This window comes from Neobacillus thermocopriae, from assembly GCF_010975035.1.
Taxonomy (GTDB): domain Bacteria; phylum Bacillota; class Bacilli; order Bacillales; family Cytobacillaceae; genus Neobacillus; species Neobacillus thermocopriae.
Window position 1 is genome coordinate 35,716 of sequence record NZ_JAAIUV010000016.1, and the last position, 14,086, is coordinate 49,801.

A 14,086-nucleotide genomic window follows, 5' to 3' on the forward strand; every position below is an offset into this window, starting at 1 on the left:
TAACCTCCTTTCGGAAATCTTGCTAAATCCGAACAATTAAATGATAACTGCTTTTTCTACAATTTCAACCAAACGGAAGCGCTTAGTAGCTGAAAGTGGACGAGTTTCCATAATACGTACGATATCGCCAACTTTTGCTTGGTTTTGCTCATCATGAGCTTTGTACTTCTTAGAGTACTTTACGCGTTTACCATATAGCGGATGCTTTTTGTATGTTTCTACTAGAACAGTAATGGTTTTATCCATTTTGTCAGAAACAACGCGTCCAGTGTAAACCTTGCGTTGGTTACGTTCACTCATTTATCGTGAACCTCCTCTCAAGTTTCTACTTGTTAAAGCTGATCTCTCTCTCACGAATCACAGTCTTCATGCGAGCAATCGCTTTACGTACTTCACGAATACGAGCTGTATTTTCAAGTTGTCCTGTCGCCAATTGAAAGCGAAGGTTGAAAAGCTCTTCTTTTAAAGATTTTACTTTTTGTTCAATTTCTGCAGTGGTAAGGTCACGAATTTCATTAGCTTTCATTTGATTCACCACCAATTTCTTCACGTTTTACAAACTTACACTTAACTGGAAGTTTGTGTGATGCAAGACGAAGAGCTTCACGTGCAATTTCTTCAGATACACCAGCAATTTCAAACATAACTTTCCCAGGTTTGACAACTGCTACCCAGCCTTCTGGAGCACCTTTACCGGAACCCATTCGAACCTCTAGAGGCTTAGCAGTGTATGGCTTATGTGGGAAAATTTTAATCCAAACTTTACCACCACGTCTCATGTAACGAGTCATCGCACGACGTGCAGCTTCGATTTGTCGGTTAGTAATCCAAGAAGCTTCAGTTGCTTGTAAACCAAATTCACCAAATGTTACTTCAGTACCGCCTTTTGCATTACCACGCATTTTACCACGATGCTGGCGACGGAATTTTACGCGTTTTGGCAATAACATGATTATTTGCCTCCTTCCTCAGTTTTCTTCTTAGTAGGAAGGACCTCTCCACGATAGATCCATACTTTAACACCAAGTTTTCCGTAAGTTGTGTCAGCTTCAGCTGTAGCATAGTCAATATCAGCGCGAAGTGTATGAAGTGGAACTGTTCCTTCGCTATAGTGTTCTGAGCGTGCGATATCCGCACCACCTAAACGACCAGATACCATGGTTTTGATTCCTTTTGCACCTGCACGCATAGCACGTTGAATAGCTTGTTTTTGTGCACGGCGGAAAGAAACACGATTTTCTAATTGGCGAGCAATATTTTCTGCAACTAGTTTTGCATCAATATCGGCTTTTTTGATTTCAAGGATATTGATGTGAACTCGTTTGCCAGTTAATTGATTTAATGCTTTACGAAGTGCTTCAACTTCTGTACCGCCTTTACCAATAACCATACCAGGTTTAGCTGTATGGATAGTAATGTTTACACGGTTTGCAGCACGTTCGATTTCTACTTTAGAAACAGAAGCATCTTTTAAACGCTTCGTGATGTATTCACGAACTTTAATATCTTCGTGTAAAAGATCAGCAAAGTCTTTGCCTGCGTACCATTTTGATTCCCAATCACGGATGATTCCAATACGCAAACCGACCGGATTTACTTTTTGACCCACGGCTTATCCCTCCTTCTTCTCTGATAAAACAATTGTAATGTGGCTTGTGCGCTTGTTAATTTGGCTAGCGCGGCCTTGTGCACGTGGACGGAAACGTTTTAACGTTGGTCCTTCGTCAACAAAAGCTTGAGCTACAACAAGGTTGTTTACGTCCATTTCATAGTTGTGCTCAGCATTTGCCATAGCAGATTTTAATACCTTTTCAACGATTGGAGAAGCAGCTTTCGGTGTTAGTTTTAAAATCGATACCGCTTCACCAACTTGCTTTCCTCGAATTAAATCGACGACTAAACGTGCTTTACGAGGAGCAATACGTACTGTTCTAGCGACAGCTTTAGCTTGCATTAGGATGCCCTCCTCTCTTAACGTCTTGTTTTCTTATCATCAGCGGCATGACCTTTGTAAGTACGAGTTGGAGCAAATTCTCCAAGTTTGTGACCTACCATGTCTTCCGTAATGTAAACAGGCACATGTTTGCGGCCATCATAAACAGCGATCGTATGGCCAATGAATTGTGGGAAGATCGTAGAACGGCGTGACCAAGTTTTAATAACTTGCTTTTTATCTGATTCATTTAGCTTTTCGATCTTTGACATTAAATGCTCATCAACGAATGGTCCTTTTTTTAAGCTGCGACCCATGAATGAACCTCCCTTCGTGATTGGTCTACGGTTCTTACCTTGAACCGTAGTTCAATCCCGTTATTTTTTACGACGACGAATAATAAGCTTATCAGATTTGTTTTTCTTCTTACGAGTTTTGTAACCAAGAGTAGGTTTACCCCAAGGTGTCATAGGTGATTTACGTCCGATTGGCGCACGTCCTTCACCACCACCGTGTGGGTGATCATTAGGGTTCATAACGGAACCGCGAACAGTTGGGCGCTTACCTAACCAGCGTGAGCGTCCAGCTTTACCAATGTTGATTAGTTCATGTTGTTCATTACCTACTTGACCGATAGATGCACGGCACTCTGCAAGGATCATACGAACTTCTCCAGATGTTAAACGGACTAAAACGTATTTTCCTTCTTTACCAAGAACTTGAGCAGATGTACCAGCAGAACGTACTAATTGGCCACCTTTTCCTGGTTTTAACTCAATGTTGTGAACAACTGTACCAACAGGAATGTTAGCCAGTGGAAGTGCGTTACCTACTTTAATGTCAGCATCAGGACCTGACATAATTTCCATACCAACTTCTAAGTTTTTAGGAGCTAGGATGTAACGCTTTTCACCATCAACATAATTAATTAATGCAATATTTGCAGAACGGTTTGGATCGTATTCGATTGTGGCAACGCGTCCTGGAATGCCATCTTTGTTACGTTTAAAATCGATGATACGATATTGACGCTTGTGACCGCCACCTTGATGACGAACAGTTAACTTACCTTGATTGTTACGGCCGCCTTTTTTCTTTAGCGGAGCTAAAAGAGATTTCTCAGGAGTGCTAGTTGTGATTTCAGCGAAATCAGAAACTGTCATCCCGCGACGACCATTGGAGGTAGGTTTGTACTTTTTAATCGCCATATTATTTCCCTCCTCTGTTTATTGGATTTTAGCTTTCAAAGAATTCGATCTCTTTGCTATCAGCAGTTAATTTGACGATTGCTTTACGACGTTTGTTTGTATAGCCGCCAAATTTACCCATGCGTTTAAATTTGCCTTTGTAGTTCATGATGTTAACTTTTTCAACTTTCACACCAAAGATTTCTTCAACCGCATCTTTGACTTGAGTTTTATTAGCCTTAACATCTACTTCAAATGTATATTTCTTTTCAGCCATTAAGTCAGTAGAACGTTCAGTAATAACGGGGCGCTTAATGATATCGCGTGCATCCATTATGCAAGCACCTCCTCTACTTTTTCAACCGCTGCTTTAGTCATGATCAACTTATCATGATTTACAACGTCTAACACGTTGATGCCATCAGCTGTTACAACTGTTACACCAGGAAGGTTGCGAGCAGAAAGTGCTACATTTTCATCCAGGTCAGCAGTAACAATAAGTGCTTTTTTCTCTACAGAAAGACCATTTAAAACAGCTTTGAAGTCTTTTGTTTTTGGTGTTTCAAACACTAAGTTTTCTAATACTAGTAGATTTTCTTCTAATACTTTAGAAGAAAGTGCAGATTTGATTGCTAAACGGCGAACTTTTTTCGGTAATTTATAGCTGTAGCTACGTGGTTGTGGACCAAATACAGTACCACCTCCGCGCCATTGTGGTGAACGGATAGACCCTTGACGAGCACGGCCTGTTCCCTTTTGACGCCATGGCTTACGGCCACCGCCGCTTACCTCAGAACGATTTTTTACTTTATGAGTACCTTGACGTAATGAAGCTCTTTGCATGATAATCGCTTCAAATAATACGTTTTGGTTAGGTTCGATACCAAAGACATTCTCGTTTAGTTCGATTTCGCCAACTTGAGAACCAGTTTGGTTATATAATGCTACTTTCGGCATTCCTATGTTCCTCCTTTCCTATGAAGTAATTATGCTTTAACCGCACTTTTAATTTTTAGTAATGCTTTTTTCGCACCTGGAACGTTACCTTTAATTAAAAGAAGATTACGTTCAACATCAACCTTAACAATTTCAAGGTTTTGTACAGTTACTTGTTCTCCACCCATGCGACCAGGTAATGCTTTACCTTTTACTACACGGTTTGGAGCGATAGGTCCCATAGAACCAGGACGACGATGGTAACGAGAACCGTGAGACATAGGTCCACGAGATTGTCCATGGCGTTTAATCGCACCTTGGAAACCTTTACCTTTTGAAATTCCTGTTACATCTACTAAATCGCCAGCAGCGAAAATATCAACTTTGACTTCTTGACCAACTTCATAGCCTGCTAAGTCGTTTCCGCGGAATTCGCGAATGAAGCGCTTAGGAGCAGTATTTGCTTTAGCAACGTGACCTTTTTCAGGTTTGTTTGCTAATTTTTCACGTTTGTCCTCAAAACCAAGTTGAACTGCTTCATAACCATCAGTTTCAACAGTTTTCTTTTGAAGAACAACGTTTGGAGTAACTTCAACTACAGTTACAGGAATTAAGTTTCCGTTCTCTGCAAATACTTGAGTCATACCAATCTTTCTTCCTAAGATTCCTTTGGTCATGTAAGTCACACCTCCTAATTTTCTGTTCATTTATTAAATTAAAGTTTAATTTCGATATCTACACCAGATGGTAAATCCAATCTCATTAACGCATCAACAGTTTGTGGTGTTGGGTTAACGATGTCAATTAGACGTTTATGTGTCCGCATTTCAAATTGTTCACGAGAATCTTTATATTTGTGAACCGCACGAAGAATCGTATAGACAGATTTTTCTGTTGGAAGTGGAATCGGACCTGACACAGCCGCTCCAGAACGTTTTGCTGTTTCTACGATTTTTTCTGCAGATTGATCAAGGATTCTGTGATCATATGCTTTTAAGCGGATACGGATTTTTTGTTTTGCCATTATTTTCCCTCCTTTATTCGCCTATTTTAAAAATAGACATTCTCCGTGGAAATTTCCCACACACTCGCCATGGCAAAGCGGCCGGGTGTGTCAGCAACCTTCCACATCATCGCAGTCAAAGACCAACATTGTCTATTATACATAAAACATAAAGTAAACGCAACATTTATCACGATTTTTTTATGTTTATGCTGCTGAACACTTTATTTATTATAAGGGCTGGTATACTAGTTTTCAACAGCTTAAATTGAATCTCCAATAAGTTCCTAATATTTGCTTTTTAAAATACTTCTATTATATAGAAGAAACTGGTTATATCAAAGAGCAATTCCTAAAATACACTTTACCACCAACAAAATATCTAGATATCCCCAAAATTTATATAGATATTGTGATACTTGAGTAATAAAACTCACTCCAAATATTTTTTACAAAAAAAAGCAGCTGGATCTTTATCCAGCTGCTTATTATCGTTTTTATTACTCAACGATTGCTGTGATAGAACCTGAACCTACAGTACGTCCGCCTTCACGGATAGAGAACTTAGTTCCTTCTTCAATCGCAACAGGAGCAATAAGTTCTACAGACATTTCAATGTGGTCTCCAGGCATAACCATTTCTGTACCTTCTGGAAGAGTGATGATACCAGTGATATCAGAAGTACGGAAATAGAATTGTGGACGGTAGTTTGAGAAGAATGGAGTATGACGTCCACCTTCTTCTTTAGATAATACGTAAACTTGTGCTTTGAACTTTGTATGTGGAGTGATAGAACCTGGTTTTGCTAATACTTGTCCACGCTCTACTTCGTCACGAGAAATACCGCGAAGAAGCGCACCAATGTTGTCACCAGCTTCTGCAAAGTCAAGAAGTTTACGGAACATTTCTACACCAGTTACAGTAGTAGATTTTGGCTCATCAGTGAAACCAACGATCTCAACTGCGTCACCAACTTTAACTACACCGCGCTCTACGCGACCAGTAGCAACTGTACCACGACCAGTGATTGAGAATACGTCCTCAACTGGCATCATGAATGGCTTGTCAGTGTCACGAGTTGGAGTTGGGATGTACTCGTCAACAGCGTTCATTAATTCAACGATTTTTTCTTCCCATTGAGGGTCACCTTCTAATGCTTTAAGAGCAGAACCTTTGATAACTGGGATTTCATCTCCAGGGAATTCATACTCAGAAAGAAGGTCACGAACTTCCATTTCTACTAGTTCTAGAAGCTCTTCGTCATCAACCATGTCACATTTGTTCATGAATACAACAAGGTATGGTACGCCTACCTGACGAGAAAGAAGAATGTGCTCACGAGTTTGTGGCATTGGACCGTCAGCAGCAGATACAACAAGGATACCGCCGTCCATTTGTGCTGCACCAGTGATCATGTTTTTAACATAGTCAGCGTGTCCTGGGCAGTCAACGTGTGCATAGTGACGTGCATCTGTTTCATACTCAACGTGTGCAGTAGAGATTGTGATACCACGTTCTCTTTCTTCTGGAGCACCGTCGATTTGATCGTATGCACGAGCTTCTGCTTTACCTTGTTTAGCAAGAACAGAAGTAATTGCAGCTGTTAAAGTAGTTTTACCATGGTCAACGTGACCAATTGTACCAATGTTTACGTGTGGCTTAGAGCGGTCAAATTTAGCTTTTGCCATTTTGGAAAATCCTCCTTTGGATTATAAGGTTAAGTATATTTTTAGTGGAAACTGTTAGATGGTTGTCCATTCTAACAGTTTCCATTATTACATAAGTAGTTATACTTTATATACAAATGAAAATCAATTATTCACCTGTATTTTTTTTGATAATTTCATCAGAAATTGATTTTGGAACTTCTTCATAGTGATCAAAGTGCATAGTGAACACACCACGACCTTGAGTTGCTGAACGAAGAGAAGTTGCGTAACCAAACATTTCTGATAGCGGAACCATCGCACGTACAACTTGAGCATTACCGCGAGCTTCCATACCTTCAACACGTCCGCGGCGTGCAGTGATTGAACCCATAATATCTCCTAAATATTCTTCAGGAATTACGACTTCAACCTTCATAACTGGTTCAAGAATAACAGGTTGACATTTAGAAGCAGCATTTTTAAGTGCTAAAGAAGCAGCAATTTTAAATGCCATTTCTGAAGAGTCGACATCATGGTATGAACCATCAAATAATTTTGCTTTGATGTCTACCATTGGATAACCTGCTAGTACGCCTCGTTCCATAGCATCCTTCAAGCCTTGTTCTACTGCTGGAATGTATTCACGTGGAACAACACCACCAACAATAGCATTTTCAAACTCGAAGCCTTTTCCTTCTTCGTTTGGTGAGAACTCAATCCAAACATGTCCATATTGTCCGCGACCACCAGATTGGCGGGCAAACTTACCTTCTACTTGTGCACTTGCACGGAAAGTTTCACGGTAGGCAACTTGTGGAGCACCAACATTTGCTTCTACCTTGAACTCACGGCGCATACGGTCAACGATGATATCAAGGTGAAGCTCACCCATACCAGCGATAATCGTTTGGCCAGTTTCCGTATCAGTATGTGCACGGAAGGTTGGATCTTCTTCTTGTAATTTTTGAAGCGCTGTAGCCATTTTATCTTGGTCAGCCTTAGATTTAGGCTCAACAGATAATTGGATTACAGGCTCTGGGAACTGCATAGACTCTAAGATAACAAGATTTTTCTCATCACATAGAGTGTCGCCAGTTGTTGTGTCTTTTAAACCTACAGCTGCAGCAATGTCTCCAGCATAAACTTTGGAGATTTCCTGACGGTGGTTTGCGTGCATTTGCAGGATACGACCAATACGTTCACGTTTCCCTTTAGTAGAGTTTTGAACATATGATCCAGATTCTAGTGTACCAGAGTATACACGGAAGAATGTAAGTTTACCAACATATGGGTCAGTCATTACTTTAAATGCAAGAGCAGCAAACGGCTCATCATCGCTAGAATGACGTTCAATCACTTCATCTTCAGCATCCGGTGCATGACCTTTGATTGCTGGTACATCAATTGGAGATGGTAGGTAATCAATTACTGCATCTAGCATTAATTGAACACCTTTATTTTTAAATGCTGAACCACAAAGTACAGGATAGAATTCAACATTTACAGTACCTTTACGAATCGCTGCTTTTAGCTCTTCTTTAGTGATTTCTTCTCCACCAAGGTACTTTTCCATTAATTCTTCATCTAGTTCCGCAACAGCTTCAATTAGCTTTTCGCGGTATTCTTCAGCTTGTGCACGATATTCCTCTGGAATTTCGCGAACTTCGATTTCAGTTCCTAAATCATTTCCATAAAACACTGCATGCATTTCAACAAGGTCAATGATTCCATGGAACTGATCTTCTGCACCGATTGGTAATTGAATCGCATGTGCATTTGCTTGAAGGCGTTCATGTAATGTGTTTACTGAATATAAGAAATCAGCACCAATTTTGTCCATTTTGTTAACAAAAACAATTCGTGGAACGCCGTAAGTTGTAGCTTGACGCCAAACTGTTTCTGTTTGCGGCTCAACACCAGATTGAGCATCAAGAACTGCTACTGCACCATCAAGCACACGTAGTGAACGTTCAACCTCAACAGTGAAGTCTACGTGTCCTGGTGTGTCGATGATGTTTACGCGGTGACCTTTCCACTGCGCAGTAGTCGCAGCAGAAGTAATGGTAATTCCGCGCTCTTGTTCTTGCTCCATCCAGTCCATCTGAGACGCACCTTCATGAGTTTCACCGATTTTGTGAATTTTACCAGTGTAATAAAGAATACGCTCAGTGGTTGTTGTTTTACCAGCATCAATGTGAGCCATGATACCGATATTGCGAGTCTTTTCTAAGGAGAACTCTCTTGCCATTGGGTCTTTCTCCTTCCTAGTATGAAAGTTTTTTTATTGAAGGTTAGATTACCAACGATAGTGAGCAAACGCTTTGTTCGCTTCTGCCATTTTGTGAGTATCTTCACGCTTCTTAACAGAAGCACCAGTATTGTTTGCTGCATCCATAATTTCATTAGCTAAACGCTCTACCATTGTTTTTTCACCACGAAGACGTGCATAGTTAACTAACCAACGAAGTCCAAGAGTGGTTCTGCGGTCAGGACGCACCTCTACTGGTACTTGGTAGTTCGCACCACCTACACGACGAGCGCGTACTTCAAGTACAGGCATGATGTTTTTCATTGCTGCTTCGAAAACTTCCATTGGATCTTTGCCAGTACGTTCACGAATGGTATCAAATGCTGAGTAAAGAATTTCTTGTGCTTTACCTCTTTTACCATCAATCATCATTTTATTAATTAAACGAGTAACTAATTTAGAATTGTAAATTGGATCAGGTAAAACGTCTCTTTTTGCTACAGGACCTTTACGTGGCATATGTCTTCCTCCTTTCAAAGAAGCTTGTAATTAATTTGTTTATTTCTTAGCTGCTTTTGGTTTCTTTGTACCGTACTTAGAACGACCTTGCATACGGTTGTTTACACCTGCAGTATCAAGTGCACCACGTACAATATGATAACGCACACCCGGTAAGTCTTTTACACGACCACCACGGATAAGAACAACACTGTGTTCTTGTAAGTTGTGGCCAATACCAGGAATGTATGCTGTTACCTCAATACCATTTGTTAAGCGTACACGTGCATATTTACGTAACGCAGAGTTTGGTTTTTTCGGAGTCATTGTACCAACACGAGTACATACCCCGCGTTTTTGTGGTGATGATACGTTAGTTTGAGATTTTTTAAAGCTATTATAACCTTTGTTTAGCGCAGGAGATTTTGATTTAACCTCTTTTGATTGACGAGGCTTGCGCACTAATTGGTTAATTGTAGGCATGCTTTTTCCTCCCTTCGTTATTTTTAAGCCCACACATCCAGGTGGTTCATTTTTTTGCAAAAACAAAGTTTTTGCAGATTTCCAGATCTACAAAAACAGTTTTTAACAGATAATAGCAACAGTTGCAGCACCAACTTCAATTCCACATGCTTTTCCTAATTTTTTCATAGAATCCACATACTGAATTGGAATTCCATGTTCCTCAGCCTCAGTAACAGCTGGTGCAATTACTTTTGAATCAGCATCCGACGCTACAATCAGCTCTTGAACATTTCCTTCTCTAAGTGCTTTCACTGTTTGTTTTGTTCCTATAATGATCTTTTTCGCCTGTAATACTTTTTCATAAGACATAATAACATCCTCCAAAGTATCAGGTGTATAGGAGCACCTTTGATATATTACCATCTTCTAAATTAGATGTCAACAAATCATTTATTTTTTTCTTGAAATAGAGGCTGACATAGTCAGCCTCTAAATCATTACTCAATTGTAATTGGCTCTTCGGAAGTAGTATCTCTTAATACAGGTTCCGCTTTGCGGTAACGCTGCATACCTGTTCCAGCTGGAACAAGTTTACCGATAATAACATTCTCTTTTAAGCCAAGTAATTCATCACGTTTACCTTTAATCGCTGCATCCGTAAGAACTCTTGTCGTTTCTTGGAATGATGCTGCTGAAAGGAAGGAATCAGTTTCAAGCGACGCCTTGGTAATACCAAGTAATACAGGACGGCCCGTTGCCGGCATTTTACCTTCCAATAACGCCTTTTCGTTTGCATCCGTAAACTGATGAATATCCAATAATGTACCAGGTAATACATCCGTTTCACCAGCATCGCTTACTCGAATCTTACGAAGCATTTGACGAACCATTACCTCAACGTGCTTATCACCGATTTCTACCCCTTGCATGCGGTAAACCTTTTGTACTTCTCGGAGCAGATATTCTTGTACAGAATGTACATCTTTTACTTTTAATAATTCTTTCGGATCAACGGAACCTTCCGTTAATTCTTGTCCGCGTTCTACACGGTCTCCTGCAGCAACCTTTAACCTTGCAGTAAATGGCGCATTGTAAGTTCTTGATTCAACTTCACCTTGAATGACAATTTCATGTTGTCGGTCACGGCCTTCATTAATACCTACAACCACACCATCAATCTCAGAAATTACAGCCTGCCCTTTAGGATTACGTGCTTCAAAAATCTCTTGGATACGTGGTAAACCTTGTGTAATATCATTACCCGCTACCCCACCGGTATGGAAGGTACGCATTGTTAACTGAGTTCCAGGCTCACCAATAGATTGAGCAGCTATAATACCAACCGCTTCACCCACTTCAACTTCTTGTCCAGTTGCCAAGTTGCGGCCGTAACACTTCTTACATACTCCATGACGGGTATTACATGTGAAAGCAGAACGAATTTTCACTTCTTCGATGCCCGCAGCAACAATGGCAGCAGCAACATCCTCGGTAATCAACTCGTTCTCTCTAACAAGGATTTCCTTTGTCTCAGGATGTCTGATCGTATTACGAGAATAACGACCGATTAGGCGTTCTTCTAGTGTTTCGATGATTTCCGTACCATCTTTTAAAGCACGAATAGTAAAGCCGCGATCTGTACCGCAATCATCCTCGCGGACAATAACATCTTGAGCCACATCCACAAGACGACGGGTTAAGTAACCAGAGTCAGCAGTCTTAAGAGCAGTATCTGCAAGACCTTTACGAGCTCCGTGTGTTGAGATAAAGTACTCTAATACGGTTAATCCTTCACGGAAACTTGATTTGATTGGTAATTCAATAATACGTCCAGCCGGGTTCGCCATGAGACCACGCATACCAGCAAGCTGAGTGAAGTTCGAAGCGTTACCACGGGCTCCGGAATCACTCATCATAAAGATTGGGTTCGTTTTATTCAAGGACTTCATAAGTTTACCTTGAATAGTGTCCTTCGCCTGACTCCAAATGGAGATTACACGGTCATAACGTTCATCTTCAGTAATGAGACCGCGTCTGAACTGCTTCATTACATTATCTACTTTTGCCTGTGCTTCTTGAAGAATTTGCTCTTTCTCTCCAAGTACAACGATATCGGCAACCCCAACAGTGATACCCGCTTTAGTTGAGTATTTGAATCCAAGATCTTTCATACGGTCAAGCATTTTAGACGTTTCCGTAATTTTGAAACGTTTAAATACTTCCGCAATGATGTTTCCAAGGATTTTCTTTTTAAACGGATCGATTAAAGGCATATTTTTAATTTTTTCTTTAACATTTTCGCCTTTTTCAACAAAATACTTTTCAGGTGTTTCAACTTCTAGATTATGCTTTGTTGGTTCATTAATGTAAGGGAATGATTTCGGAAGAATTTCATTAAAAATAAGTTTACCAACTGTTGTTATAAGCAACTTATTGTTTTGTTCTTCCGTAAATGTTTCATTGCCTAATGAACCCGCATAAACTGCAATACGTGAATGCAAGTGAACATAACCATTATGATAGGCAAGAATGGCTTCGTTTGCATCTTTAAATATCATACCCTCGCCGATTGCGCCTTCTCTTTCCATCGTTAAGTAATAGTTTCCTAATACCATGTCCTGAGAAGGAGTAACAACCGGTTTTCCATCTTTAGGGTTTAGAATGTTTTGTGCAGCTAGCATTAAGAGACGCGCTTCTGCTTGAGCTTCAGCAGATAGAGGTACGTGAACAGCCATCTGGTCACCGTCAAAGTCTGCGTTATAAGCCGTACAAACTAACGGGTGAAGACGGATGGCACGGCCTTCTACTAATGTTGGTTCAAAGGCCTGAATACCTAATCTATGAAGCGTTGGGGCACGGTTTAATAATACCGGATGCTCCTTAATGACTTCTTCAAGTACGTCCCAAACATCTGGAGAGACTCGTTCAATTTTACGCTTAGCTGATTTAATATTGTGAGCCAATCCTTTTTCAACTAGTTCTTTCATTACAAATGGCTTAAATAGTTCAAGTGCCATTTCTTTTGGAAGACCACATTGATACATTTTCAAGTTTGGTCCAACAACAATAACTGAACGTCCGGAATAGTCCACACGTTTTCCTAGCAAGTTCTGACGGAAGCGTCCTTGCTTACCTTTTAACATATGAGAAAGAGATTTTAATGGACGATTACCAGGACCTGTTACCGGGCGGCCACGTCGACCGTTATCGATAAGAGCGTCAACCGCTTCTTGAAGCATTCGCTTTTCGTTTTGAACGATGATACTTGGTGCACCAAGATCTAATAAACGTTTTAAACGGTTGTTCCGGTTAATTACGCGACGATATAAATCATTAAGGTCAGATGTTGCAAATCTACCACCATCCAATTGGACCATCGGACGTAGTTCCGGCGGGATAACCGGTAGCACATCAAGCACCATCCAAGAAGGTTCGTTACCTGAATTGCGGAACGCTTCTAGAACCTCAAGACGTTTAATCGCACGTGTACGGCGTTGACCTTGTGCTGTTTTCAACTCTTCTTTTAACATATCTACTTCTTTATCTAAATCAATATCAGAAAGAAGCTTTTTAATAGCTTCCGCACCCATAGAAGCTTGGAATTTGCTTCCGTATTTTTCGCGATAGGCACGGTATTCTTTTTCTGATAAAAGCTGTTTCTTTTCTAGGGCAGTATCTCCTGGTTCTGTAACAACATAGGAAGCAAAATAAATTACTTCCTCCAGTGCCCTTGGAGACATATCTAGCACTAATCCCATACGGCTAGGAATACCTTTAAAATACCAAATATGGGATACAGGTGCTGCCAATTCAATATGGCCCATTCTCTCACGGCGGACCTTCGCTCTTGTAACTTCCACTCCGCATCGATCACAAACAACGCCCTTATAACGGACACGTTTGTATTTTCCACAATGACATTCCCAGTCTTTAGTTGGGCCGAAAATTCTTTCACAGAATAGACCGTCTTTCTCCGGCTTTAACGTACGATAGTTTATGGTTTCGGGTTTTTTTACTTCACCATAAGACCAGGAACGGATTTTATCCGGTGAAGCAAGACCAATTTTCATATACTCAAAATTATTAACGTCCAGCAAGGGGCCTACCTCCCTATTCTATTCCAGGTTATACCCTTTATAAGAAGAGCGCACTTGAAACAAGTGTAGC

The 14,086-nt window shown here is 40.5% G+C and carries 17 protein-coding genes; all 17 read right to left on the minus strand.

The window, feature by feature from the left end; genetic code table 11:
* Positions 1 to 36: 36 nt before the first annotated feature.
* The gene (gene rpsQ, locus G4Z05_RS10975) at positions 37 to 300 is read right to left on the minus strand and encodes a 30S ribosomal protein S17 (RefSeq protein WP_038538477.1); all 264 of its coding nucleotides are present in this window, start codon (positions 298 to 300) and stop codon (positions 37 to 39) included.
* A gap of 25 nt (positions 301 to 325) precedes the next feature.
* Positions 326 to 526: a 50S ribosomal protein L29 gene (gene rpmC / locus G4Z05_RS10980; RefSeq protein ID WP_038538474.1), complete on the minus strand. Its 201-nt coding sequence runs from the start codon at positions 524 to 526 to the stop codon at positions 326 to 328.
* Positions 516 to 950, minus strand: a complete 435-nt coding sequence (gene rplP / locus G4Z05_RS10985; protein WP_163183171.1) for a 50S ribosomal protein L16 — start codon at positions 948 to 950, stop codon at positions 516 to 518. Before rplP ends, rpmC begins: the two co-directional genes overlap by 11 nt.
* Before the next feature lie 2 nt (positions 951 to 952).
* A complete protein-coding gene (gene rpsC / locus G4Z05_RS10990) occupies positions 953 to 1,609 on the minus strand; it encodes a 30S ribosomal protein S3 (RefSeq protein ID WP_038538468.1) in 657 nt (218 codons plus the stop codon).
* Positions 1,610 to 1,612: 3 nt separating this feature from the next.
* The gene (gene rplV / locus G4Z05_RS10995) at positions 1,613 to 1,954 is read right to left on the minus strand and encodes a 50S ribosomal protein L22 (RefSeq protein ID WP_038538465.1); all 342 of its coding nucleotides are present in this window, start codon (positions 1,952 to 1,954) and stop codon (positions 1,613 to 1,615) included.
* Between the two features lie 17 nt (positions 1,955 to 1,971).
* Complete coding sequence (gene rpsS / locus G4Z05_RS11000) at positions 1,972 to 2,250, minus strand: 30S ribosomal protein S19 (protein WP_038538462.1); 279 nt, start codon at positions 2,248 to 2,250, stop codon at positions 1,972 to 1,974.
* A gap of 60 nt (positions 2,251 to 2,310) precedes the next feature.
* Positions 2,311 to 3,141: a 50S ribosomal protein L2 gene (gene rplB / locus G4Z05_RS11005; protein ID WP_163251951.1), complete on the minus strand. Its 831-nt coding sequence runs from the start codon at positions 3,139 to 3,141 to the stop codon at positions 2,311 to 2,313.
* Between the two features lie 28 nt (positions 3,142 to 3,169).
* Positions 3,170 to 3,454, minus strand: a complete 285-nt coding sequence (gene rplW / locus G4Z05_RS11010) for a 50S ribosomal protein L23 (RefSeq protein ID WP_038538457.1) — start codon at positions 3,452 to 3,454, stop codon at positions 3,170 to 3,172.
* Entirely contained in the window at positions 3,454 to 4,077 is a 624-nt protein-coding gene (gene rplD / locus G4Z05_RS11015; RefSeq protein ID WP_038538454.1) for a 50S ribosomal protein L4, read from the minus strand. The genes rplW and rplD overlap by 1 nt, the downstream gene beginning before the upstream one ends.
* 29 nt (positions 4,078 to 4,106) lie before the next feature.
* Entirely contained in the window at positions 4,107 to 4,733 is a 627-nt protein-coding gene (gene rplC / locus G4Z05_RS11020) for a 50S ribosomal protein L3 (protein ID WP_038538451.1), read from the minus strand.
* 38 nt (positions 4,734 to 4,771) lie between these two features.
* Positions 4,772 to 5,080, minus strand: a complete 309-nt coding sequence (rpsJ, locus tag G4Z05_RS11025) for a 30S ribosomal protein S10 (RefSeq protein ID WP_007085291.1) — start codon at positions 5,078 to 5,080, stop codon at positions 4,772 to 4,774.
* A 479-nt stretch (positions 5,081 to 5,559) separates the two neighbouring features.
* Positions 5,560 to 6,747 (minus strand): elongation factor Tu, encoded by a 1,188-nt coding sequence (tuf, locus tag G4Z05_RS11030; protein WP_163251952.1) that lies wholly within the window; start codon positions 6,745 to 6,747, stop codon positions 5,560 to 5,562.
* A 127-nt stretch (positions 6,748 to 6,874) separates the two neighbouring features.
* A complete protein-coding gene (fusA, locus tag G4Z05_RS11035; protein ID WP_163251953.1) occupies positions 6,875 to 8,956 on the minus strand; it encodes an elongation factor G in 2,082 nt (693 codons plus the stop codon).
* A 48-nt stretch (positions 8,957 to 9,004) separates the two neighbouring features.
* Positions 9,005 to 9,475 (minus strand): 30S ribosomal protein S7, encoded by a 471-nt coding sequence (gene rpsG, locus G4Z05_RS11040; RefSeq protein WP_038538441.1) that lies wholly within the window; start codon positions 9,473 to 9,475, stop codon positions 9,005 to 9,007.
* A gap of 39 nt (positions 9,476 to 9,514) precedes the next feature.
* A complete protein-coding gene (gene rpsL / locus G4Z05_RS11045) occupies positions 9,515 to 9,937 on the minus strand; it encodes a 30S ribosomal protein S12 (protein WP_038538438.1) in 423 nt (140 codons plus the stop codon).
* 102 nt (positions 9,938 to 10,039) lie between these two features.
* The gene (locus G4Z05_RS11050; RefSeq protein WP_038538435.1) at positions 10,040 to 10,288 is read right to left on the minus strand and encodes a 50S ribosomal protein L7ae-like protein; all 249 of its coding nucleotides are present in this window, start codon (positions 10,286 to 10,288) and stop codon (positions 10,040 to 10,042) included.
* A 128-nt stretch (positions 10,289 to 10,416) separates the two neighbouring features.
* Positions 10,417 to 14,016 carry a DNA-directed RNA polymerase subunit beta' gene (gene rpoC / locus G4Z05_RS11055; RefSeq protein ID WP_163251954.1) on the minus strand — a complete coding sequence of 1,200 codons (3,600 nt, stop codon included), beginning with the start codon at positions 14,014 to 14,016 and terminating at the stop codon, positions 10,417 to 10,419.
* Between the last annotated feature and the right edge of the window lie 70 nt (positions 14,017 to 14,086).

Bases quoted from the DNA above. Each gene is read 5' to 3' on its own strand.
- rpsQ (WP_038538477.1), bottom strand. From the start codon at position 300: ATGAGTGAACGTAACCAACGCAAGGTTTACACTGGACGCGTTGTTTCT.
- rpmC (WP_038538474.1), bottom strand. From the start codon at position 526: ATGAAAGCTAATGAAATTCGTGACCTTACCACTGCAGAAATTGAACAA.
- rplP (WP_163183171.1), bottom strand. From the start codon at position 950: ATGTTATTGCCAAAACGCGTAAAATTCCGTCGCCAGCATCGTGGTAAA.
- rplV (WP_038538465.1), bottom strand. From the start codon at position 1,954: ATGCAAGCTAAAGCTGTCGCTAGAACAGTACGTATTGCTCCTCGTAAA.
- rpsS (WP_038538462.1), bottom strand. From the start codon at position 2,250: ATGGGTCGCAGCTTAAAAAAAGGACCATTCGTTGATGAGCATTTAATG.
- rplB (WP_163251951.1), bottom strand. From the start codon at position 3,141: ATGGCGATTAAAAAGTACAAACCTACCTCCAATGGTCGTCGCGGGATG.
- rplW (WP_038538457.1), bottom strand. From the start codon at position 3,454: ATGGATGCACGCGATATCATTAAGCGCCCCGTTATTACTGAACGTTCT.
- rplD (WP_038538454.1), bottom strand. From the start codon at position 4,077: ATGCCGAAAGTAGCATTATATAACCAAACTGGTTCTCAAGTTGGCGAA.
- rplC (WP_038538451.1), bottom strand. From the start codon at position 4,733: ATGACCAAAGGAATCTTAGGAAGAAAGATTGGTATGACTCAAGTATTT.
- rpsJ (WP_007085291.1), bottom strand. From the start codon at position 5,080: ATGGCAAAACAAAAAATCCGTATCCGCTTAAAAGCATATGATCACAGA.
- tuf (WP_163251952.1), bottom strand. From the start codon at position 6,747: ATGGCAAAAGCTAAATTTGACCGCTCTAAGCCACACGTAAACATTGGT.
- fusA (WP_163251953.1), bottom strand. From the start codon at position 8,956: ATGGCAAGAGAGTTCTCCTTAGAAAAGACTCGCAATATCGGTATCATG.
- rpsG (WP_038538441.1), bottom strand. From the start codon at position 9,475: ATGCCACGTAAAGGTCCTGTAGCAAAAAGAGACGTTTTACCTGATCCA.
- rpsL (WP_038538438.1), bottom strand. From the start codon at position 9,937: ATGCCTACAATTAACCAATTAGTGCGCAAGCCTCGTCAATCAAAAGAG.
- G4Z05_RS11050 (WP_038538435.1), bottom strand. From the start codon at position 10,288: ATGTCTTATGAAAAAGTATTACAGGCGAAAAAGATCATTATAGGAACA.